The 22,412-nt window shown below is 42.8% G+C and carries 15 protein-coding genes and 8 pseudogenes; 2 read left to right on the top strand and 21 right to left on the bottom strand.

The genetic code is table 11. The annotated features are described in order from the left end of the window. Positions 1-19 precede the first annotated feature (19 nt). The 3 genes and pseudogenes from pyc to glsA all read right to left on the bottom strand — a co-directional run bounded on the left by pyc (position 20) and on the right by glsA (position 5,113). Positions 20-3,464: pseudogene (gene pyc, locus JCM19033_RS02960) on the bottom strand (pyruvate carboxylase). 247 nt (positions 3,465-3,711) lie between these two features. Continuing rightward, complete coding sequence (locus JCM19033_RS02955) at positions 3,712-3,978, bottom strand: YlaN family protein (RefSeq protein ID WP_374701192.1); 267 nt, start codon at positions 3,976-3,978, stop codon at positions 3,712-3,714. 199 nt (positions 3,979-4,177) lie between these two features. Then, complete coding sequence (gene glsA, locus JCM19033_RS02950; RefSeq protein ID WP_198153396.1) at positions 4,178-5,113, bottom strand: glutaminase A; 936 nt, start codon at positions 5,111-5,113, stop codon at positions 4,178-4,180. Between the two features lie 136 nt (positions 5,114-5,249). Between glsA and JCM19033_RS02945 the strand changes: the two are divergent. Beyond that, positions 5,250-5,752: pseudogene (locus JCM19033_RS02945) on the top strand (peptidyl-prolyl cis-trans isomerase). Between the two features lie 49 nt (positions 5,753-5,801). Here the strand turns inward: JCM19033_RS02945 and JCM19033_RS02940 are convergent. Together JCM19033_RS02940 and JCM19033_RS02935 are read right to left on the bottom strand one after the other, a co-directional pair. Then, positions 5,802-7,117 (bottom strand): annotated as a pseudogene (locus JCM19033_RS02940) (PhoH family protein). Positions 7,118-7,310: 193 nt separating this feature from the next. After that, positions 7,311-7,805 (bottom strand): pyridoxamine 5'-phosphate oxidase family protein, encoded by a 495-nt coding sequence (locus JCM19033_RS02935; RefSeq protein WP_054635213.1) that lies wholly within the window; start codon positions 7,803-7,805, stop codon positions 7,311-7,313. A 285-nt stretch (positions 7,806-8,090) separates the two neighbouring features. Between JCM19033_RS02935 and JCM19033_RS02930 the strand changes: the two genes are divergently transcribed. Further along, on the top strand, positions 8,091-8,294 hold the full coding sequence (locus JCM19033_RS02930) for a YlaI family protein (RefSeq protein WP_054635212.1): 204 nt from the start codon (positions 8,091-8,093) through the stop codon (positions 8,292-8,294). A 60-nt stretch (positions 8,295-8,354) separates the two neighbouring features. Here the strand turns inward: JCM19033_RS02930 and JCM19033_RS02925 are convergent, their stop codons facing one another. The 16 genes and pseudogenes from JCM19033_RS02925 to JCM19033_RS02865 all read right to left on the bottom strand — a co-directional run bounded on the left by JCM19033_RS02925 (position 8,355) and on the right by JCM19033_RS02865 (position 22,392). Further along, positions 8,355-9,386 (bottom strand): phosphotriesterase, encoded by a 1,032-nt coding sequence (locus tag JCM19033_RS02925; RefSeq protein WP_054635211.1) that lies wholly within the window; start codon positions 9,384-9,386, stop codon positions 8,355-8,357. Beyond that, on the bottom strand, positions 9,383-10,414 hold the full coding sequence (locus JCM19033_RS27040) for an AMP-binding protein (RefSeq protein WP_306301202.1): 1,032 nt from the start codon (positions 10,412-10,414) through the stop codon (positions 9,383-9,385). The genes JCM19033_RS02925 and JCM19033_RS27040 overlap by 4 nt, the downstream gene beginning before the upstream one ends. Beyond that, complete coding sequence (locus tag JCM19033_RS27035) at positions 10,371-11,069, bottom strand: AMP-binding protein (protein ID WP_306301201.1); 699 nt, start codon at positions 11,067-11,069, stop codon at positions 10,371-10,373. Before JCM19033_RS27035 ends, JCM19033_RS27040 begins: the two co-directional genes overlap by 44 nt. 47 nt (positions 11,070-11,116) lie before the next feature. Next, positions 11,117-12,328, bottom strand: coding sequence for an ABC transporter substrate-binding protein (locus tag JCM19033_RS02915; protein ID WP_054635210.1), 1,212 nt, complete (start codon positions 12,326-12,328; stop codon positions 11,117-11,119). A gap of 30 nt (positions 12,329-12,358) precedes the next feature. Then, the gene (locus tag JCM19033_RS02910) at positions 12,359-13,066 is read right to left on the bottom strand and encodes an ABC transporter ATP-binding protein (RefSeq protein WP_054635209.1); all 708 of its coding nucleotides are present in this window, start codon (positions 13,064-13,066) and stop codon (positions 12,359-12,361) included. Beyond that, positions 13,050-13,821, bottom strand: a pseudogene (locus JCM19033_RS02905) (ABC transporter ATP-binding protein). The gene JCM19033_RS02910 and the pseudogene JCM19033_RS02905 overlap by 17 nt, the downstream one beginning before the upstream one ends. Continuing rightward, entirely contained in the window at positions 13,818-14,819 is a 1,002-nt protein-coding gene (locus JCM19033_RS02900) for a branched-chain amino acid ABC transporter permease (RefSeq protein ID WP_054635208.1), read from the bottom strand. The pseudogene JCM19033_RS02905 and the gene JCM19033_RS02900 overlap by 4 nt, the downstream one beginning before the upstream one ends. Then, positions 14,816-15,681, bottom strand: a pseudogene (locus JCM19033_RS02895) (branched-chain amino acid ABC transporter permease). Before JCM19033_RS02895 ends, JCM19033_RS02900 begins: the two are co-directional and overlap by 4 nt. Before the next feature lie 60 nt (positions 15,682-15,741). Continuing rightward, positions 15,742-16,725 (bottom strand): quinone oxidoreductase, encoded by a 984-nt coding sequence (locus tag JCM19033_RS02890; protein ID WP_054635207.1) that lies wholly within the window; start codon positions 16,723-16,725, stop codon positions 15,742-15,744. A gap of 29 nt (positions 16,726-16,754) precedes the next feature. Next, on the bottom strand, positions 16,755-17,531 hold the full coding sequence (locus JCM19033_RS02885; RefSeq protein ID WP_054635206.1) for an enoyl-CoA hydratase/isomerase family protein: 777 nt from the start codon (positions 17,529-17,531) through the stop codon (positions 16,755-16,757). Positions 17,532-17,605: 74 nt separating this feature from the next. Further along, positions 17,606-18,378 (bottom strand): annotated as a pseudogene (locus JCM19033_RS02880) (SDR family NAD(P)-dependent oxidoreductase). 14 nt (positions 18,379-18,392) lie between these two features. Beyond that, positions 18,393-20,139, bottom strand: a pseudogene (locus JCM19033_RS02875) (acyl-CoA dehydrogenase family protein). 48 nt (positions 20,140-20,187) lie between these two features. Then, positions 20,188-20,886, bottom strand: a pseudogene (locus tag JCM19033_RS21875) (2-phosphosulfolactate phosphatase); the annotation flags it as partial. After that, positions 20,887-21,102 carry a hypothetical protein gene (locus tag JCM19033_RS21870; RefSeq protein WP_083465241.1) on the bottom strand — a complete coding sequence of 72 codons (216 nt, stop codon included), beginning with the start codon at positions 21,100-21,102 and terminating at the stop codon, positions 20,887-20,889. Continuing rightward, positions 21,063-21,845 (bottom strand): phosphotransferase family protein, encoded by a 783-nt coding sequence (locus tag JCM19033_RS02870; protein WP_083465240.1) that lies wholly within the window; start codon positions 21,843-21,845, stop codon positions 21,063-21,065. The genes JCM19033_RS21870 and JCM19033_RS02870 overlap by 40 nt, the downstream gene beginning before the upstream one ends. A 130-nt stretch (positions 21,846-21,975) precedes the next feature. Then, the gene (locus JCM19033_RS02865; RefSeq protein WP_054635205.1) at positions 21,976-22,392 is read right to left on the bottom strand and encodes a thioesterase family protein; all 417 of its coding nucleotides are present in this window, start codon (positions 22,390-22,392) and stop codon (positions 21,976-21,978) included. Between the last annotated feature and the right edge of the window lie 20 nt (positions 22,393-22,412).

The following is a 22,412-nucleotide window of genomic DNA, read 5'->3' as shown; positions in this document are numbered from 1 at the left end:
GCTGCCTTTCTCACAGTGTTTAATTTTTTAACTCAATTAACAGGTCTCCAGATTCTATGGCATCTCCATTTTCAACATAGATTTCCTTTACTTCACCATCAAACGGAGCCTGGATTGTTGTTTCCATTTTCATTGCTTCTGTAATCATTAAATGGTCGCCTTTTTTTACCTTTTCTCCCTTTGCTACGAGAGCCTTAATCACAGTGCCAGGCATGGAAGCTCCGATTTGATTTTCACTGCTCTTATCTGCTTTTGGGCGTACTGAAGCCGCCGTTTTTACATTTTGGTCTTTTATCACCACTTCTCGCGGCTGACCATTTAATTCAAAATAAACGATCCGGTTTCCATTGTCCTGGGGTTTTGAGATGGAGACAAGTTTTACAATTAATGTTTTTCCTTGTTCAATTTCCACTTCTATCTCTTCACCAAGACGAAGACCGTAAAAGAAAGTAGGAGTATCAAGGACTGTTACATCGCCAAATTGCTGGCGGAACCGCTCAAAATCCATAAACACTTTCGGATATAAAGCATAAGACAGCATGTCATGGCTTGTTACCTGTCGTTCTAGTTTATGGTACAGCTCTTCCTTCATTTCATGGAAGCTGACCGGGTCCATGTTTTCACCTGGACGGTTGATAATAGCTGTTCTGCCTTTAAGGATAATATTTTGCAATTCTTTTGGAAAACCCTGATAAGGCTGTCCCAAAAATCCCTGGAAAAATTCAATTACCGAGTCAGGAAAGTCCAGTGATTCACCTTTTTCATATATATCATCTACGGTCAAATCGTTTTGGACCATATAAAGAGCCATATCACCTACTACTTTGGATGAAGGGGTCACCTTCACAACGTCCCCAAACATATCATTTACTTGGCGATACATCTTTTTCACTTCATTCCAGCGGTTCTTTAACCCTACGGCCTTTGCTGCTGCTGAAGGTTGCTGTACTGTCCCCCAGGCATTTCATGTTCGTATACTTCCGTGTGAGGTGAATTCATTCCACTTTCAAAGCCTTGATAATATTTCCGAGTATAATCCCAGAACTCACTCAATTCTTCTACGGCTTTTACGTCAATGTTCGGTTGTCGTTCATTTCCCGCTAACGCATAGTACAAGCTGTTTCCACTTGGCTGTGACGTCAGTCCTGCATGGAGCTTACCGCTACATCTACAATATCGACTCCAGCTTCAATCGCTTTGGAGTACGTAAAAATACCGTTTCCACTCGTATCATGTGTATGAAGGTGAATAGGGATATCAATGGTTTCCTTAAGCTCGCTGATAAGCTGGTAGGCTGCTTCCGGTTTAAGAAGGCCAGCCATATCTTTAATACCAAGGATATGAGCACCTGATTTTTCAAGCTCTCCAGCAAGGTTTTTGTAATAACCAAGATCGTATTTTGTTCTTGAAGAATCAAGAATATCCCCTGTATAACAAATTGAAGCTTCTGCGATTTTGTTGCTTTCCCGTACAGCATCTATGGTCAGCTGCATTCCTTCAATCCAGTTTAAGGAATCAAATATCCGGAAGACATCTATTCCGGCACTTGCTGATTTATCAACAAATTCTTTAATGACGTTATCGGGATAGTTCTTGTAACCGACAGCATTGGATGCTCGCAGGAGCATTTGCATCAGTACATTAGGCATTTTCTCCCGCAGCATAATGAGTCTTTCCCATGGATCTTCGTGAAGAAAACGCATGGCCACATCAAAAGTAGCTCCCCCCACATTTCTGAGGAAAAAAGATTCGGAAGCATACGTACTGTAGGCTCTGCAATTTGTTTTAAATCCTGGGTCCTGATTCTTGTGGCAAGCAACGACTGGTGAGCGTCTCTAAACGTTGTATCTGTTAACAGAACTTCTTTTTGCTCTTTGACCCAGTCCGCCAGCCCCTCCGGCCCGCGCTCATCCAGAATCTGCTTTGTTCCCGGTGGAACAGGTTCACTGTACTTCACCTTAGGAACCTGGGGCTTATCAAAGATTGGCTTCTTTTCTTTTTCCAGCCCTGGATAGCCATTTACAATGGTTTCGCCAATAAAGGTAAGCATTTTCGTTCCCCGGTCTTTTCTTTTCGGAAAGACAAATAGTTCCGGAGTAGTATCAATAAAGGAAGTATCATACTCTCCAGTTAAAAAAGCTTCATGCTGGACAACATTTTCAAGAAATTCAATGTTGGTCTTTATGCCCCGAATTCGAAATTCTCTTAGATTCCGGAGCATCTTCACTGCTGCCCCGTCAAAGGAAAGAGCCCATGTAGAGACTTTAACCAGCAGGGAATCATAGTGTGGCGTAATGATCGACCCTTGAAAACCGTTCCCGGCATCCAGACGGACTCCAAAGCCTCCACCAGAACGGTACGCCATAATCTTCCCTGTATCAGGGAAGAAGTTATTGCTTGGGTCTTCAGTTGTTACCCGAGATTGAATGGCATAACCATGGTATATATATCCTCCTGCTTAGGGATTCCCAGCTCTTTTCCATGAAGAGATTTCCCATCCGCAATGTGGAGCTGGCTCTGGACGATATCAATTCCGGTGATCATTTCTGTAATCGTATGCTCCACCTGGATTCTTGGGTTCACTTCAATAAAGAAGAACTCACCATCTGGATTAACCAGGAATTCTACAGTCCCTGCATTGACATAGTTAATGTCTTTGGACAGTTTAACAGCAGCTTCACAAATTTTTTCACGTACATTTTCAGACAAAGAAACACTTGGCGCCACTTCCACTACCTTTTGATGCCGCCTTTGAACAGAACAGTCTCGTTCATACAAATGAACGATATTGCCGTCTTTGTCTCCTAAAATCTGAACTTCTATATGTTTAGGGTTTTCAATAAACTTTTCTACGTATACCTCATCATTTCCAAAGGAGGATTTCGCTTCAGATTTTGCTCTTTCAAAAGCGTCTTTAAGGGCCTCAGGACTGCGGACAATACGCATGCCCCGTCCGCCTCCGCCAAGGGAAGCTTTGATAATAAAAGGAAATCCGTGCTCATCAGAAAATTTCTTTACTTCCTCAAAGCTTTCCACAGGGCCGTCACTGCCTGGAATAACAGGAATCTCTGCCTTTATAGCAGTTTCTCTTGCTTTCACTTTATCTCCAAACATTTCCAGATGTTCCGTTTCCGGCCCTATAAAAATAAGCCTTCTTCCTTGCATCGTTTAGCAAACTCCAGGTTTTCAGACAAAAACCCGTAGCCTGGATGAATGGCATCGACGCCGTTTGCCTTGGCAATTTCAATAATCCCTTCAATGTCTAAATAAGCATCGATGGGTTTCTTTCCTTCTCCTACTAAGTATGCTTCATCAGCTTTGTAGCGGTGATATGCCCCTGTGTCTTCTTTAGAATAGACCGCTACTGTGCGAATATGTAATTCTGTGCAAGCACGGAATATACGTATTGCAATTTCGCCCCTGTTTGCTACCAATACCTTTTTGATGTTTTGTAACCTGCTCATGAACATCCTCCTTGTTATGTTTTCTCTCCATCTGCCTTGCCTGCAAACCTTTTTCTTTTTATAGTTCGCTTAGGTGTCTGATTATTCTAAATATACTTATCAACTTATCATACCATCTCAAAATGATCTGTCAAAAAAACCTAACATTACTATGTGTTTTTATTTTCTTTTTTACTATATTTTTCTTAGCTCTGCGTCTCTTTGCACATAAAAAATCCAAGCTATCATCTGTGGATAGCTTGGATTTTTATTTGCCTACGGTAGCTTCATGAAGAGCCGCTAATTTTCTTTCCAGCTCTGCAAGAATATGTTTTCCCGTTTCTTCATCAATCAGGCTTAAACGGATAGCAAAATCAATTTCCCGAGAAAGGCCAAACATCTGAGTATCTAGGACCTCTTCATAAAGAGGACATTGGGGCATTGTTAAATTGTCCATTTGAACTTCAATGAGTTTGCGGATTTTTTCTGCATCGGCTTTCAGAAGGGCATAAGCTTTCTCGCTATGTTCAGTCATTGCCTTTATGCTCAAGGGTGATCCCTCCTACTATGAACTCGTTGTAGTGCTATCATATAAGGTAAAGACAAAAAAAGCAAGATGCCGCAGCTAATTGTCCCAATTTCTTTCCTTTCGTTATATGACCCAAAACCACCCTGCAAGGAGATAATCTTGCCTGCAGAGATCAGTGCCTCACTTTCCTGGACACCCTCCATGGTTAAAAAATACTTAAATCAAATCGCTTGGAAATTGTTTCAAGAAGCTTCATCCCTGCCATACTATTTCCTTTTTCATCAAGGGAAGGACTATATATTCCTATCCCTACTCCAAAAGGGACCGCTCCAAGCACAGCACCGGAAACCCCGCTTTTAGCTGGTATCCCTACTCTAATTGCAAACTCTCCAGAGGCATTATACATTCCGCATGTGACCATAAAGGTTTTGACTATCCTTGCAATATGAAGGGGGACAATTTGTCTTCCGGTACATGGGTCCTTTCCCTGATTCCCAATAACGTAGCCAATTTTCGCCAAATCAAGGCAGTTTACCTCAATGGCGCACTGCTTTGTGTATAAATCCAGCAGCTCCTCAACATCTCCTTTAATAACGCCGTGCTGTTTCATAAAATAACATAGAGACCGATTAAGATCTGCTGTTTCGTACTCTGATTTTGCTACTTCTTCTGAGTAAGTGATGTCTGTGTTATCTGTTAAGTCATGTATAAATGCCAAAAGCCTGCCTAATTTTTCTTGACTCGTATTTCCATGAAGCATATTGGTTACCGCCAGTGCTCCAGCGTTAATCATTGGATTCAAGGGTTTTGAAGGAATCATTGTTTCGAGCTTACTTATAGAGTTAAAAGGATCTCCTGTCGGCTCCATCCCTACTCTCGAAAAAACTTCCTCCTCTCCTCTGTCCATTAACGCAAGAGCCAAGGTTATAATTTTGGATACACTCTGCAGCGTAAATCTTTGTTCTTTATCCCCTGCTGTCAGCACATTGCCGTCTTCAAAAAACAGAGAACATGCGACTGCTCCAGGATCTGCTTTTCCCAGGGCAGGGATATAATCTGCAACCTTTCCATCCTTAGTATATAGTCTGACATCGTCAATCATTCTTTCTAAATCTTCCTTGCTGCAAATGGATGTGGCCATACTCTCCTCCTCCGTTTTCCTTTTCCTTATGTTTTGTATAAAATAATGTATTCATTCCTTTACCCTGCTTCAGAAATGAACAATCTATGATAGGATAGAATTATTGCAGTTTTTAGATTCGAAAGGAAGGATATGTATGGACTTTATAGTAATGATTGAAGGACGAATAAAACATACGATCACCATCGATCCTACAGTTTGGATTTTTGATGATAGAAAGGTTGACCTTACTACGTACTTCGATGAGCTTCATGATGAAAACGATCACCTTGAAGATTATAAGAAAGCCGTGTCAAAACAATGGGACAAAGAAATTTCTGAAGGAGCCCAGGTTCCAAAGAGATCTTCTACAAATACGATCCGCACAAAAAAGAAGCTCTCATTAATGGAACATTTGGTATCCCTTTCGCTCCATTTTTAGAGAACGCAGAGCCGGCAGCTGATGCTTCCCAGGTTGTTGTGGAAACAAAATCCGGTGAGCAGTTTCCATACTCCCTTCAAGAAGGAAAAAACTTTATTATCGGTTTTTCTCATGAAGGAAAGCCTTTAAAAGAAACCGGGCCAATCCACGTTTATGAGAAAAACGGCAGCAACAAAGACAACCCCATCAAACATGTTGAAAAGTTTATTGTCAAATAAGAAAAGGGAGATAGAGCTTCCTCTTTCTCCCTTCTTTTAGCTCAGTGATTTATAACAAGTCAGCTGCCAGCTGGGCGAGCCCGGAACGCTCCCCTTTTTCAAGCTTCACATGTCCGCTTTCCCTTTGTGACTTAAAGGTTTCCACGACGTAGGCAAGACCATTGTTCAATTCATCAAGGTACGGGTGGTCAATTTGGGCGGGATCGCCCATTAGTACAATTTTACTTCCTTCTCCAACCCTCGTAAGAATGGTTTTCACTTCGTGCTTGGTCAAATTTTGAGCTTCATCTATGATGATAAATTGATCAGGAATGCTTCGACCTGATGTACGTCAACGCCTCAACCTGTATTGAACCCATACCGGCTAGAATCTGGTCAATTTCCCCGGGCTTTTTGTGTTAAACAAAATTCCAGATTATCGTAAACGGGCTGCATCCAAGGCCTGAGTTTTTCCTCTTTTTCTCCAGGAAGAAAGCCGATGTCTTTTCCTACCGGTACAACCGGTCTAGCCACTAACAGCTTGTTATAGCGGCCTAGATCTTCCGTCTGCAGCAAGCCTGCCGCAAGAGATAATAGTGTCTTTCCTGTTCCTGCTTTTCCCGTTAAAGTGACAAGTGGTATATCTTGTCTTAACAAAAGCTCTAAAGCCATTTTTTGTTCAACATTTCTTGGTTTAATTCCCCAGACTTGATCAAGCTCTGTTAAAAAAGGCCTGATCACTTTTCCGGTTTCATCTGCTTTTCCGACAGCTGAAGCAGAACCACCGAGAATATCCTTCAGTACAACAAATTCATGAGGACGCAGTATATCTTTTCCTATTTCTGAAACCGCCAAAGATTGATCTTTATAATACTTATTCAGGACTTCAGCGGGTACTTTCGTGCGTAAATGACCGCTGTAAATATTATCGTATTCTACAACCCTGTCACTTAGAAAATCCTCAGCTATAATACCCAGTGCGTCAGCTTTCACTCTTACTAACGCATCTTTGCTTACAATCACTACAGTTTTTTGCCCTTGTACTTCGTTTTGCAGATTTTTAGCTACAGCTAAAATGCGATTATCATTCGTCATTTCTGCGAACGTTTCTTTCAAGCATTTAAAAGAGCGGTGATTAAGTTCTACCCTGACTCTGCCTCCGCCTTGCGTTCCTACTCCTTCATGTAGTTTCCCTTTGCCTCGCAAACCATCTAATATTTTCGAAACATGACGAGCATTACGGCCAATCTCATCCATATACCGTTTTTTTGAATCTACTTCTTCTAACACGACAGCTGGAATCACTACTTCATGCTCTTCAAATTGAAAAATAGCACGTGGGTCCTGCAACAGGACATTTGTGTCTAATACATAGATTTTTTTCAATAGGCTTCCTCCCGACTAACGAGTCTCATACCTAAACCTTTCTGTTATCATCTAACTCTAGGAGTGAGTGGTTAAAAAAGATTCTTATTACTTACTATGCATGAATGGGGATAATATTGACGGCGTTTGAGGATTTGTCCATAAAACTTTCCATCATGTATTCTTTAACAAATGATCCTGCTTCTTCTTCCCATTAAAAGAACAAAAAAAGCCAAACCAGGAGACCTCCCGGCTTAAGCTTTTTAATCGCATCCATTACTTGTTTGTCAAGCTTAGCTGCTGCTTCTGCATCATATGTTTTTTCATAGCTTGGTTCTGTAGAAATACGTGCGCCATAAAACATCACATCTCGAATTTCATCAATGGACAATTCAATTAAAGCAAGCTTAAGAGGGACACCTTCCAGTTTCTCTGCTTTAATGCTTGCCTTTCCGGAAATTGAATACGTAGAGCCGCTGCCAATGACAGTCATTGTCATACCATGGTTCTTTTTAATATTTTCCACAATTCGGGAGCGGTTATCAATAGCGAAACAAACACGTTTGCTGTCCGGGGCAAACACCCAGGAAATAGCATTTACGTTAGGTACGTTCGTTTCGTAATCTACCGTAGCTATCGTTACATATCTTTCTTTTTGTAAGAGTGGTAATAAATCCTCAGTCAATTGTTGTTCAACTTTATTTGCCATTAGAACAAACCTCCAATCAATAGTCGCCCTTACTTAAAAACTTACTACATCCTTGTATGCATCTACTTTATCTTTACCTTGATCACACTACCCTAAAACTACCTTATATAAGTTATACGACGCAACACCTGTAAAATCCTTGTACTCTGTATTATTTCTCTTCTTTATAATAAAAGGCAAATCACACGCTTTTCTACGTCATTGGCAAGTAGTCGGCTGTTCTTTCCCATGTTATACTGAGAAAAGGCAGTACAATTAATGATTGAGATGAACTGAGGTGGAATCATGAAAGTGAAATGTGTCATTTGTGATACAATCAACGACTTAAAAGATGATTCCCCTTTAGCCAAACGACTTAGAAACAGGCCGATCCATACCTATATGTGTGATCCCTGTCATGAACGTATAAGTGAAAAAACTAATGAACGTTGGGCTAGCGGGAATTTTACTATGTATCAAAGCAAAACAAAAGAGGATAACTGGAAATAAGTAAGAGTGTCTTTGTGGTCTATGCTCACCTAGACACTCTTTTTTTATTTTTTGACCAATTTATGATAAGCCTGCTTTTCCCGCCTGATTGTTTTTTTCTGCTTCCTCCTTTCTGCCTGTAAAGATGTGCATCGGATTCTCGTTTAAAATCTTATTCAGCTTTTCTTCCGGACAGCCTTTTTCCTTCATCATCGGAATTATTCTTTCAAATAAGTGAACAGGAGTCCAATTCCTCAACAAATGGGCGATTGATTCAGGAAGAATCGGCTCTTTTCCAAGCCAGATATTAACCGTGTCGTGAGATAAGAGAAGCTGTTTTTCATATCCCAGGGCAGCCAGCCCTAAAAAAACGGCCATCCTTTCTTCATCAGCAGGAGCCCCCACTATTCCTTGCAGGCCAAAACGATCAAACGCTACGTACACTCCCTGCTTTAATACTTCAAAATGTTGATGAATATCTGTTGTACCGCACATATGCCCAATCACTAATTTTGATGGATCAGCTCCATGCTCAAGTAAGAGCTTCACTTGTTCAAGTCCCATAGTACCTTCCTGTGTATGAGTGAGAATGGGAATTCCTGTCTGCGCCTGAACTTTTGCTCCAGCCCGAAAAAACATCTTCTCATATGGAGTGATTTCACCTTTGCTGGATGCTAGCTTAATTATGCCTGGTTTAATACCTGTTCCCTCAATTCCTTCCGTCACCTCTGTGAGAAATAATTCGTGTATTTCATCTTCTGCCGTTCCAAGGCTTTGACGAAATGTAAAGTAAGGTGTGGCTCCCTCCCCTTCGTAATAGTAACCAGTCGAGCATATAATCTGAAGGCCTGTGGCTTCAGAAATTTCTCGCAGCAATAAGGGATTCCTGCCACAATCATTTGGAGTTGGATCAATTACTGTTTCAACTCCATGCTGCATTATCCGCTCTGCTACTTCAATACCTTGGTTACGTTTTTCATTCCAGTCAAACCTTCCTCTTGTAAAGTCTCCGTGAAACCCTGGATAGCCAAAAAAGAAATGTTCATGGACGAGCGTTTTTCCAAGCTTACTTGCATCAACCGGACCTGTCACTGTTTCTACAGGTTGATTCAAGCCTTCTCCTCCTCTCGCGCCCGGTTCCATTCCCTGTCCTGAAGAGTACGCCAAAGTATTTTACCGCTTGCAGTCTTGGGAAGCTCTTCGAGAAAATGGATTTCCTTTGGCGTTTTATAAACAGCCATTTGGTTCCGGCTCCAATCTATTACATTTTGTGCCAGTTTTTCACTAGGTTCGTATCCCTTTTGAAGGACCACATAGGCTTTAACCACTTCCCCTGTCCTTGGATCAGGAGCCCCTACCACACATGCCTGCTGGACAGCCTCATGCTGATAAAGAACCGATTCTATTTCTGAAGGCCATACTTTAAAACCTGCTGTGTTAATCATGCGTTTTTTTCGATCGACCATAAAAAAGTAGCCTTCAGCATCCATATATCCTATATCTCCGGTACGAAAATAAGCAGTTCCGTCCTTTTGAATAAATGATTCAGCAGTTTCTTCAGGCCGGCGCCAGTATCCTTTAAAAACCTGGGGACCTGATACGGCAATCTCTCCCTGCTGGCCAAGGGGAATCTCTTCACCAGCTGATGGATCGAGCATGATAACATTTACATCAAATGAAGGAATCCCTAAGCATTGAAGCTTAGGACGATCTGGTGGATTGAAATGAGTTTGTGACATCGTTTCACTTAGCCCGTACCCTTCACAGTAAGTGATCTCTGTAAGCAGCTGCAGCTTTTTCCCTACCGCTTCTGGCAAAGGAGCACCTCCGCCGCCTATGACTTGTAATGACGATAAATTCTTCTTTTCGATCTCTGGGTGTGAAAGAAAATCTACTACCATGGTGCTGATATTGATCCAATTTGTGCACCCATAATCCTCAATCAATCTTACAGCTGTTTCTCGGTTCCAGCGCGTCATAATCACGATGGCCCCTCCTGCAAAAAGAGGCGCATTCATACTGTGCTGCATTCCGGTCACATGGAACCAGGGCAAAGAAGCAAGGGAGACACTATTTGGGGTCATGCTCATCCAGTCCTTAGCTGCTGCAAGATTGGCCTGTATGGAATAATGAGTATGCATGCACTTTCGGCCTTCCGGTTGTCCCTGATGTATAGGGCAGACAGGCAAGATCTTCACTATTAACAAAGACAGGAGATAATTCATACTTGCTCTTCCTCATGTCCTCCCAAGTATGAATTCCTTCATTTGATTGACTATCCCCAGACTGAAGCATTGCTTCTTCCGGGAGATCCTTCCGATACTTTGGACTTGATACAAAATCGCCATAAGATGCAGCTAATATATTTTTCAATGTTGTTTGGCCCAGGTGCCCTTGGATGTTTCCAAGGAGCTCCTGCCCTGCGATCGCGATTTCAGCTTCACTGTCTTCAATATAAAACGCGACTTCCTGTTCCTTGTTCATAGGATTTACCGGGACCACTACGCCACCTGCTTGTAAGATCCCGTAATATGAAATAAGAAAGGAAGGAGAGTTTTGCATGTATAAAATAACACGGTCGCCTTTTTTCATATGCCATTCCTTTTGCAAAAACGCTGCAAGCCTGTTTACTTCCTTAAATATAGTTTCATAGGTAAAAGCTGAACCGTAATAATATACAGCAACCTTATCCGGGTAACGCTTTGCAGATACTTCCAGATTATCAACAATGGTGGTTTTAGGAACGCTTAACGATGATGGAAGCCTTTTGGGCCAGTATTTTAACCACTCTTTCATCCAGATCCTCCTCTACATTGTTACTGTAAAGAAACTACTAAAAGGTTTTATTCTTCTAAAATAACAATTTCACCATTTTCTACAGCTGCTGCTCCTCCCAGCCAATCAAAGCCCTGATTTTCTACTCCTTCTAAATACCACACGATGTCCTCTTCATCCAGTGCTTTTACCCCTTCGTCCATGGCCGCCATAATAGCCTGGGCATCATCTACTGAACCAGATGCTTTCATCGCCTCTACGAGCACATACATCGCCTGGTAGTTAAAAGCACTTTCAGAGGTTGGGATTCTGTCATACTGTTCCTGGTAACCAGTGTTAAATGCTTCTGCGCCGGCAGCATCACTTTTGAGCTGAGGCAATACACCCACGGCTCCTTCTAATCTTTCATAGCCTCCGAGAACCGCTTCCATTTCTTCAAGCTTCGCTTGGTCCATTACCATAAATCCTCCCTCAAAGCCAAGCTCTTTTGCTTGATCAATAACTAACGCTGTAGGTTCTGAGGCACCGCCGACAAATAAAACATCAGGGTCAGAATTTAAGGCATTGGATACAATGTTATAAAAATCAGTGTCCTGACTAAAATCAATTTCGCCATCAAACACTATTTCTCCGCCAGCTTCCTCCCACTCTGGTACAATGGTTTCCGTCCAGTCCTTCCCGTATTGCGTGGCTGTTGGAAGCAAGGCAAGGCGCTCTCCAAAGTTCTCCATCTGGTAATCAATAAAGAAATCAGGGTACATGGTGTAAGCCGGCGGGATTCTAAGTGTTAGTTCATTCCCCTGCTCTAACACATCCGGTTCACTTGTATATGCTGCAATTAAAAACTCTTCCTCTTCATTAAATACTTGCGTGGCAAACACTCCTCCGCTGTGAGGAACAAAAACGACAGATGTATCATTTTCCTGAACGAGGCGTCTTGCGTTTGTACCTGCTTCATTAGGAAGATACATATCATCATAGGCAATAACGTTTACTTTATAAGTCACACCATCTATTTCAAATCCTTCTTCATTAATTTCCTCTGCTGCCATTCTCATGCCATTTAATGTATTTTCACCGTAGTAAGCAGCCGGGCCGCTTAACGGGCCAGTATATCCGATATTAACTACCTCTTCATCTCCTTCCACATCCACTTCTGTTTCTACTTCTGCCTCCCCGCCGTTTTGCCCGTCTGCATCCGTTCCTGTTTCCTCCGCGCACCCAGCTGAAACCATAAGCATTCCACCTAAACCAATGAACCACCAAGCCGAATTTTTCATAGTTATCCCCCTTTTTATAAATAAAGAAAGCTATGCTCCAATGTACGCCTTGCGAATATCTTCATTGTTCATCAGTTCTTTCTGTGTGCCCTCCATGACCACACTGCCATTTTCAAGTACATAACCTCTGTTTGAAATTTTCAATGCAGCATGTGCATTTTGCTCAGCTAACAACACAGTGACCCCAGTCTTGTTAATCTCACTTATTGTCTCAAACATCTGCTCAACAATAAGAGGAGCAAGCCCTAAAGAAGGCTCATCGAGGAGTAACAAAGAGGGCTTGGCCATGAGAGCCCGTCCAATGGCAACCATTTGCTGCTGCCCACCGCTTAAAGACCCGGCAGGATCCTTCCTTTTTTCTTGTAAAATAGGAAACAAATCATAAACATTTCGAAGCTGTTCCTCCTGGACTTTCTTATCTCTCCGGTGAACATAGCTTCCCATTTTCAGATTTTCAAGGACGGTCATGGCAGGAAAGAGCATCCTTCCTTCTGCACACTGGACAATCCCTTTTTTCACCATAAAGCTGGGGGGTTTCCCAAGGATAGAAGTCCCTGCGGCCTCCATGCTGCCTTCCTGAACCTTGACCAGACCGCTGACTGCCTTAAATAAAGTTGACTTGCCGGCTCCATTGGAGCCTAGAAGAACGACTAACTCTCCTTGCTCAGCGTATAAAGATACATTTTCCAACGCTTTAAAACTTCCATAGGAAACAGAGACATTATCCAGTTTCAACATTTTCCTCACCTCCAAGATACGCTTTGATCACTTCAGGGTTATTTTTTATTTCCTCGGGTGTCCCTTCTGCTATCTTGCTTCCGTGATTTAAGACGATGATATGGTCAGCTAACGACATAATCATCGGCATTTTGTGCTCAATTAAACAGACAGTGACTCCATTTCTAACGATTTTTTTGATTAAGGAGGCAAGTTCTACTGTTTCATCAGGATTAATACCAGCAGCCGGTTCATCCAGAAGGAGCAGCTCAGGGTCGGTTGCAAGAGCAAGTGCAATCGCAGTTCTTTTTTGTTCCTCCTGAGTAATGGAGTGAACAGGGTTATTTTCCAAATGCGACAAGCCTACAAAATCGAGCATCTCTCTCGCTTTTTCATAACACTTTTTTTCTTCATTTTTTTCACGTTTCGTCCGAAAAATAGCATCAATGATAGTTGCTTTCGTACGAACCCGATGGCCGATTAACACGTTATCAATAACTGTGGACTGCTCAAATAAATGAGTTGTTTGAAAGGTACGGCTGATTCCCAGGGCAGCTGTCTTATGTGGCGGTGTTTTGGTAATATCTCTGCCGTTATATTGAATGGACCCTTTTGTGCTGATGAAAACCGCTTATTAAATGAAAGAACGTGGATTTGCCGGCACCATTCGGTCCGATGACAGCTGTAATGGTCCCTTTTTCAATTACAGCATCCACTTCATTTACTGCCGTAAGCCCGCCGAAGGATTTTGTTAAGCCATTAATCGTAAGCATCAGGACCGGGCCTCCTTTACGCTGTTCTCTTTCCCTGTATGAATAGACGGCTTTTTCTTAAAATTCCTTTTCATTTTCCACATATAATACTGCCCAACAATTCCTTGAGGATAGAAAAGAATTAACAGGACTACGATAGGTCCGAAAATGAGCATGCGATATTCCTCTAAAAATTGAAGGGACTGGGTAAGGGTCACAACAATAATCGTGCCCACAAGAGGTCCTGCCAACGTCCCGATTCCACCTACCAGCAAGTACAACAAAATTTCAAACGCAACTTCAATATAAGCGATTTCAGGTCCCAGAAACCTTATATACGAGGCGTAAAGAATCCCGGCAAGCCCTGCAAATACGGAAGAGAGCACAAAAGCAAGGAGTTTGTTTTTCATCACTGAAATCCCGATTGTTTTTGCAAGGTCCTCACTGTTTCGAATAGCGGTAAAGGTTCTTCCCAGGAGTGAATGAACGATCCTTCTCATAAGAAAAATCGTTACAAGAAGAAAAAAGATCACAAAATAATACTGGCTGGTGATTGACTGAAACGTCACGGGACCGATGCCATCGGGTGCGGAAATTCCTATCAATCCCCTGACACCTCCCGTCAATTCATCCCATTTATAAATGACAAGATAAATTAAGAACCCTACAGACATGGTGTAAATCGCAAAGAAATGTGATTTAGTCCGCAAAGCGACAAGCCCAATCAAAAGGCCAAACACAGCCGTTATAGCAAGTGATAGAAAAAAAGCTGCCCAAAAAGGAATTCCTGCATTTAACGTAAGCAGGCCCAGCGAGTAGGCACCAATTGCGAAGAATCCTGCGTGAGCCAGTGACAGCTGGCCAATATAGCCGGTGATCAAATTAAGACCGTACACCGCAATTGACCAAATCCCTATCAATATACCAATTTGGATAAAATACTGGTTCGGCAGGATGAGGGGAAACAATAAAGCAATGACAGCCAAAGTAATGAGCCATCCATTTTTTTTAAAAAAGGTCATCCTTGCACCCCCCTGACAAACAGCCCCGTAGGTTTAACGGTCAAAATAAGAACAAGCAGAACAAAAGCAATTAAATCACTGTACTCGGCTGAAATATAAGTTGCTCCCAGGCTCTCTGAAATTCCCAGGATATAGCCTCCTACAATTGCCCCGGGTATACTTCCCATCCCCCCAGAATGATAATGACAAAAGCTTTCATTATTACGAGATTTCCCATACTCGGATATACCAGGTTGATGGGAGCTGCCAGTGAAGCAGCAGCAGCAGCCAGTCCGCCGGCAATAGCAAAGGTCAGCATAGCCACTTTGTTTGCATTGATCCCAACCAGAAAGGCTCCTTCTCTGTTTTGAGCCATCGCGACTATAGAAGAACCTGTCATCGTTCTTGTTAAAAAAAGATGAAGGATAAGCATCAAAAACAAGGCCGCTCCAATGATAATCAATCGCTGCAAAGTAACGGTCATCCCAAGGAAATTAATGGATTCTCCATACGGAGTAACCATGCGTTGGTACTGACTTCCCCAGACCAAGTGAGCAAAGGCTTCCAGAAAAAAGAGAATACCAATGGCTGCAATCATCATGGGAAGAGGGTTATTTTGATCAAGACGGCTGAACACCAGACGTTCAGTTATTATCGCAAGCAGGGCTACCATTAAAATTGATATACCTACAGCAAGCCAGTAATGTACCCCCATTGCTGTCATGACAGTCAAAGTAAGATAAGCTCCAATCATGTACATTGCTCCATGGGCAAAATTAGGAACATGCAAAATCCCAAATATAAGAGTTAACCCTAAAGCAACCAGACTGTAAACGCTTCCAATCGTAACACCGTTAAATACTTGCTGAAAGAGAAATTCCATTGTATTCCTCCTTACAGAATTTTTTGCAGAAAATTCTGATATTAAAGTGGCTGCTTACAGTTATGGGACAAGAATAAGTTTCCCTGACGTTTCTCTTCCTTGAAGCTTTCGGTGAACATCAGCTGCTTCTTCCAGGGGGAAGACACCGCCGATTTTGAGCTTAATCTCTCCTTTTTGAATGTAGGTAAAGATATCTTTTAAGCTGCTTTCCAGCAAGTGAGGCTTACTCATGATCTGGGGAAGGAAAAAACCGATGACACTTTGATTTTTTTCCATTAATGAAGAAGGGTAAAATCTGCTTTGTTCCCCGCTTGCTACTCCATAAATGACCAGCCTCCCAAAGGGAGCTAAACAATTCAGAGTCTGGTTAAAGACTCTTCCGCCAGCCATTTCCAAAGCCACATCCACGCCTTTTCCTTTTGTTATTTCCATGATCTCTTCTTCCCATAGCTCGTTTGTATAATCTATGGTGTGATCGGCTCCAAGCTCTTTGGCAAATTGTCTCTTTTGTTCCGTACTGGCTGTGCCGATAATCTTTCCAGCTCCAAAAATTCTGGCAAGCTGAACCGCAAATATTCCAACTCCCCCGGCAGCCGCATGGACCAGAACGGTTTCCCCCTTCTCCATTCTTCCCATTGTTTTTAAAACATGGTAAGCACTTAACCCTTGCAGTGGGATGGAAGCTGCCGTCTGTTCATCAAGATTTTCTGGAAGGGGGATAAGTGCTCTTTCGTCAGCTACTGTGTACTCCGCATAGCCTGTCGCTCGTCTGCCCCCCAATAAGGTCACAACCCTGTCTCCAGCTTGAAATCTTTTCACACCTGTCCCTGTTTCAACAATAATCCCGGCTACCTCAGAACCAGGGACATACGGCAGAGGAGTGTCAACAACGTACTGTCCTTCTCTTCTTGCCGTATCTGCATAATTCACCCCTATTGCCTTAATTTCGATGAGTACTTCATTTTCTTTTGGGCTCGGTCTTTCTAAATCTACAAGACGTAGTACGTCAGGACCGCCAAATTTCTCTAACTGTACTGCTTTCATCCTAATTTCCTCCTTGCATACGAATAGTTTTAGCTTCCTGAAAAGGATGGTGCTCTCTTTTCCACAAAGGCTTGTACGCCTTCTTTATGATCTTCACTTGCCACCATTAATGTTTGTGAAATTCGCTCCTCCTGAAGTATTTCTTCAAGGGAAGCATTCAATGAATGATCCATTACCTTTTTCATCATGCCGTAAGCCCCTATTGGTCCTCTGGCTATCCGGGCGGCGTAGGACTCTGTCTTTTCTTTCATTTCATCAGGATCAAACAGCTGATTTACTATGCCTATCTCATAGGCCCGCTCAGCTTCAATCGCTTCTCCGCTAAACATAATTTCTTTCGCACGGTGAATTCCCACTAGTTTGGGAAGGAAGTATGAGCCGCCTCCATCAGAAATTAATCCCACTTGTCCAAAACTCATCGCAAACTTACTGTCTTTGGATGACACGATCAGGTCACACGCTAACGCCAGATTGAAGCCCGCTCCGGCGGCAAAACCGTGAACCGCAGCAATGATAGGCTTTTCAACCCTTTTAATTTTTTTAATAACTTCATTTAAGCGTTCAATATGGCTATACACCTTTGCCGGTGTGGCCTCTCCCATGCTTTTCACGTCTCCTCCGGCACTAAAGGAACGACCGGCACCGGAAAGGACAATCGCTTTCACTTCACTCTTTTCTTCTGCCTCGGACAAGGCTTGAAGTAATCCTTCCATCATATCGGGACTGAAAGCATTTAGACGTTCAGGCCTGTTTAAGGTTACATACATAACTCCTTGTCTCTCTTCAACCAATAAGTGATTACTCATCGTTTCTCCTCCTTTTTTAGATCCCGTCTTGCGTTTGCAAGAAAGAAGTCACCTTGATCGATCTTTAAAGCCTATTATTTTGCCAGCCATCCCCCATCTGCGAGAAGATCGCTTCCAGTCATATAAGACGCTTCCTCTGAGGCAGCAAAGGCAATCACATTGGCTATCTCTTCAGCCTTCCTGTTCGTTCAAGAAGCGTGTGGCGCCTGACGGCCTTTTGAAATTTTTCATTTTCCAGACTTTTTTCTGTGAGCGGTGTATCAATAAAACCAGGAGACACAGAATTAACCCGGATTCCAAAAGGAGCACATTCACTAGCCATTGTTTTTGTAAGATTTAGAACTCCTGCTTTCGCAGCACTATAGTGAGGAATATTATTTCCTGGCTTATGGCCGGATAAAGATGATACATTCACGATGGACGGTCTTACGTGAGGCGGTCTGTCAGTATCTTTCTTTAATAAAGGGAGCACTTCTTTAGCGACAAGAAAGACACTGTTTAGATTTAAACGCTGGACACTTTCCCATTCATCCAGGGAAAGAGAGAATAAGCTGCCCTTCATTCCTGATCCACCTGCATTATTGATAAGAATATCCAGATGGCCGTACTTGTCTTCAATAAAGCCGGCCAGTTCATGCACATCCCTTTCCACAGTAACATCTGCTTGAAAGATGTCAGCTTTGCCCCCTTCCTCTTGTATTTCACTCTGTACCTTCTTCAGCTTTTCTTTCGTACGTCCAGTGAGGATGACTTCCCCTCCCTCTCTGGCAAATTTCTTTGCCGTGGAAGCTCCAATGCCGCTTCCTCCTCCGGTAACAAGTACAATATAATCATTGAATTTTCCCATTGCTTTCCTCCCTGCTAGACAGAATAAGAAGATTGACTGTACATCCAATCAGCGATTTCTCTTTTCCCTTGTAAACTACCAGGGAAATGAAAGGATAAGAGTCGGTTGTATATGGCTTCTCTTACCTGCCTGAGCTTTCTTTCAGCAGCAAGGAAGGCTCCAACTGGCGGATAAGGGAAATAATAGAGCAAGCCGTGTCCTCTAAAATCGTTTCTGTAAGGAGATGCTTGATCTTTTCTTGTTGTTCAGAATTGGCAGCTGCAGCCTTTTTAGTACGAAGGACAGCTGATTCTGCAGCATATAGAAGAATGGCTATCTCTGAAAGCTTCATCACGACCTCTTGTTTATCTTCTAACTTCTCCCCATATACATCCTGGGCCTTGGCGGTGAGAATGAGAAAGGAAGCTCTCACAGTCTTGAGAAAATCCTCCCAGCTTTGACCTTTTTGTGATAATATTTCTTTGGCTTCACTGTGAGCTGCCTGAAATGGCAGTTCCCCTTTTAGCGATTTTTTCATAAACTGCCCAGATACAAGCAGACGATTAATTTCATTCGTTCCTTCAAAGATCCGATTAATTCTCGAATCCCTGTACATTTGTTCGATTCTGTATTCTTTTATAAAACCTGCTCCTCCATGAAGCTGCACAGCCTCGTCCGTGACCTGATCGAGCGTTTCAGATCCATATACTTTACAGATCGCGCATTCAAGAGAGAATTCAGCTAATTTCTTTGTAACGACAGATGAGTCCTTTTCTTCATATAGCTCACCTAAAGCTTCTTCAAGTAAAAAAGCTGTCCGGTATTGAAGAGATTCAGAAGCATATAGTCTTGAAGCCATCAAAGCTATTTTTTCTTTCGTCGCTCCAAAATCAGCGAGCTTTCTTCTGAATTGCTGCCTTTCCCCAGTATGAGTTAATGCAAGCTCAAATGCCTGTTTGGCTGCACCAGTACAGGCTGCCCCCAAATTAAAACGTCCTAGGTTTAAAACGTTAAACGCGATGAGATGACCTTTCCCTGTTTCCCCGAGAAGATTTTCCATAGGAACCTCGCAATTTTCCATGATTACTGACCTCGTTGATGAACCGCTGATTCCCATTTTTTTCTCCTCGGGTCCAAGCTTAAGCCAGGAAAATCTTTCTCTACAATAAAGGCAGAAAACTGACCATCAATTTTGGCGTAAACAATAAAAGTATCGGAAAAAACCGCATTCGTGATATAAATCTTTGTTCCGTTTAATAAATAATGAGTTTTCTCGTCATTAAGGACTGCTGTGGTTTTACCAGACATGGCATCCGAGCCGGCAGAGGGTTCTGTTAAGCAGTAAGCTCCGAGATATTCACCACTTGCAAGCTTTGGAAGATACTTTTCTTTTTGATGTGCTGTTCCGTAGTAAGTAATGGGAAGCGTTGCAATGCACGTATGATTGGAATGAGCAACCCCGTAGCTGCCTGTTCCTCCAATCGTCTCTCCAACCAGTGCTTTGCTGATTTTATCAAGCCCCAGTCCCCCGTAAGATTCTGAGACACTGTGAGCTAGTAAACCCAGGTTTCCAGCTTCTTTTAATAGGCGGACGGTCAAATCAAAATCTTGATTTTCTATTTCCTCTCTGTGAGGCTCCACTTCTTTTTCAACAAACTGCCGAGCAGTTTTCGCAATCATTTTCTGTTCTTCGGTGAAATCCTCCGGGGTAAATATTTCTTCATGGCCTTGTTGATGGACGAGGTAAGAGCCTCCCTTGGTCTGTGTGCTCACTTCCTTCACGTGATTGTCCTCCTTCATCAATAATCGACCGTCTGCCTGCATACAAGGGACGATATTCATTGTATTTTTGTTAGCGATAAACTCCAGATCCTCCTGAAGACCAAAGCTTTCAAGCATGATGCCGACAGAGGAGCCTCCGAGAATAGGGAGAGCTTCATCCTTGTGACCTTCGTAAAAAAGGTGAGCAGAGCGGGCAGCATCTGTCAATGTCAGCTTAGGATCTGCCTGTAACAGGCAGTGCAGGTAATGCCCGGCACCGTAGAAATCCTCTATACAAAACTCCCCTGCTGAACCGGCACAAATAATAACGATGCCCGAACCCATCTCTTTTACTGTCTCATCAGCCACAGCCTGGTTGTTTAATAGAGAGGAGGCGAACACCCTCCTGGCTGAACTTGACTTCCTGATCGCCACTGTCCCGTTGGTCGTACAAAGAATAACCGATTTTCCTCGTACCTTATTTTTAAGAGAAAGAGGGGCCGGCAGATGAAAACCTTCTATTGTAATGCCATTATTTTCCCCGGCCACTGAGCACGCATTTTCTTCGAAGACTTTTTTTCGAGTAAGGGCTTCCTCTCCCGTTAACACAGGAATGACTTCTGCTGCGCCGCACTCCAATACTGACGTTATCGTTGAGGTGGCAAGCAGGATGTCAAACACCACTACCGTTTTTCCTTCCAGCTTTCTTTCATCAATGTCTTCTTTTTTAAAAAGAAGGTGTACTTTCTTTTGCTCTTTGTTACTCATTTACATTATCCCTTTACGTGAAATGTAGTCTGCGTGCTGAATTAAGGCTGCTGTCGTCTGGTGAAACTTTGAAAAGCGCTGATCGTTTGTCTGCCCTTTTTTATACCGGTAATAAATCTGCTGGGCGATAACAGCCAGTTTGAAATAAGCAAAGGTTAGATAAAAATCAATATTTTCTACATCTCTGCCCGTCTCTTTGGCATACTGTTCAACCACATCACGCCTTGTATAAAACCCAGGCTGAACAGTGACAGGAGGCTTTCCAAAGCCCTTTTGCAAAAGCTCAGGTCACCGCTTTCAATCCAATAGCTAAGGGTCACACCCAAATCAGCTAAAGGATCCCCAACCGTGGCCATTTCCCAATCAAATAATCCAATGATCTTAGAAGGATCAGCAGCATCAAACATCGCGTTGTTGAATTTAAAATCGTAATGTATAACGGAAGCTTCCTTCGTTTCCGGTATTTTTTCAACCAGCTGCTTTTTCAGTTTCATTTTCGCCTGGTACCTCATGAGTCTTCGCACGCTCATACCGTTTAATCCAGCCTGAACTTGCCTCTGCATAAACCCATCTGGCTTTGTCATTTGCATAAGGGGGGTATCTTTGTAGTCCAGGCTGTGAAGTTCTGCCAGCGTCTTAACCATGACCGAAGACAGCATTTTTCCTGCTTCCGGAGTAGACTTCAGGCTTTCTGGAAGGTCTGTATCTATCACCACTCCTCTTCGCCTTTCCATGACGAAAAAGGGGCTTCCTATAATTCCATGATCATCAGAGAACACATAGGGACGAGGAGCAAGTGGGAAAGAAGGATGAAGCGCTTTCAAAACCTGATACTCTCTTTCCATATCATGAGCTTTAGGTGCGACAGGTCCTAAAGGCGGCCTCCTCAGCACCCCCTCCCAGTCCCCGGCTTTTACCTCATAGGTTAAATTCGAATGACCTGAGGGAAACTGATTCATTTGCAGGGGTTCGTCAGGAAAATCATCAATTGTCTTGCGCAGAAATTCCTCTAGACGCTCTATGTTTACCTCTTCCCCTTCCCTGACAGATGGTATCTTGAAAAGTAAAAGAACTCATGTACATCACTCCTTACTCCTGGGGAGTTACAGCTGATCCACCTCTGTAGCTTTTTAAGGTTTCAATCATATCCGGTGTCAGCGGCTTTGTTTTTTGTTCGTCAAAATCAAAGTGAACAACGACTGCTTTTCCTTTAGCTGTCAGTCCCTGCTCACCATATATTTCATGATCGATGTGAAAGCTTGAATTTCCGATGCGGCTGACTGAGGATTCCACCTCAAGATGCTGCCCAAAATACGACTGCTGGATGTAATCACAGGTGGTAGAGGCTAAAATAAACGGCCAGCGGCCTATTTCCTCCATTATTCCTAGATTTCGAAAAAGCTCCACCCTGGCTTCTTCTAAATAAATGAAATAGCTAATATTACTTACATGACCAAGAGCATCTGTTTCACTGACTCTGATTTTTACAGGGAGTCTGTGGACCATCTTCGAGAGCCTCCTTTTGT

The organism is Thalassobacillus sp. C254, from assembly GCF_001310615.1.
This window is presented reverse-complemented; position numbering and strand designations above follow the sequence as displayed.

Bases quoted from the DNA above. Each gene is read 5' to 3' on its own strand.
- JCM19033_RS02935 (WP_054635213.1), bottom strand. From the start codon at position 7,805: ATGGCAAATAAAGTTGAACAACAATTGACTGAGGATTTATTACCACTC.
- JCM19033_RS02930 (WP_054635212.1), top strand. From the start codon at position 8,091: ATGAAAGTGAAATGTGTCATTTGTGATACAATCAACGACTTAAAAGAT.
- JCM19033_RS02885 (WP_054635206.1), bottom strand. From the start codon at position 17,531: ATGAGTAATCACTTATTGGTTGAAGAGAGACAAGGAGTTATGTATGTA.
- JCM19033_RS27040 (WP_306301202.1), bottom strand. From the start codon at position 10,414: ATGCATACTCATTATTCCATACAGGCCAATCTTGCAGCAGCTAAGGAC.
- glsA (WP_198153396.1), bottom strand. From the start codon at position 5,113: ATGGCCACATCCATTTGCAGCAAGGAAGATTTAGAAAGAATGATTGAC.
- JCM19033_RS02915 (WP_054635210.1), bottom strand. From the start codon at position 12,328: ATGAAAAATTCGGCTTGGTGGTTCATTGGTTTAGGTGGAATGCTTATG.
- JCM19033_RS02900 (WP_054635208.1), bottom strand. From the start codon at position 14,819: ATGACCTTTTTTAAAAAAAATGGATGGCTCATTACTTTGGCTGTCATT.
- JCM19033_RS27035 (WP_306301201.1), bottom strand. From the start codon at position 11,069: ATGAAAGAGTGGTTAAAATACTGGCCCAAAAGGCTTCCATCATCGTTA.
- JCM19033_RS02910 (WP_054635209.1), bottom strand. From the start codon at position 13,066: ATGTTGAAACTGGATAATGTCTCTGTTTCCTATGGAAGTTTTAAAGCG.
- JCM19033_RS02865 (WP_054635205.1), bottom strand. From the start codon at position 22,392: ATGGTCCACAGACTCCCTGTAAAAATCAGAGTCAGTGAAACAGATGCT.
- JCM19033_RS02890 (WP_054635207.1), bottom strand. From the start codon at position 16,725: ATGAAAGCAGTACAGTTAGAGAAATTTGGCGGTCCTGACGTACTACGT.
- JCM19033_RS02870 (WP_083465240.1), bottom strand. From the start codon at position 21,845: ATGAATCAGTTTCCCTCAGGTCATTCGAATTTAACCTATGAGGTAAAA.
- JCM19033_RS02955 (WP_374701192.1), bottom strand. From the start codon at position 3,978: ATGACTGAACATAGCGAGAAAGCTTATGCCCTTCTGAAAGCCGATGCA.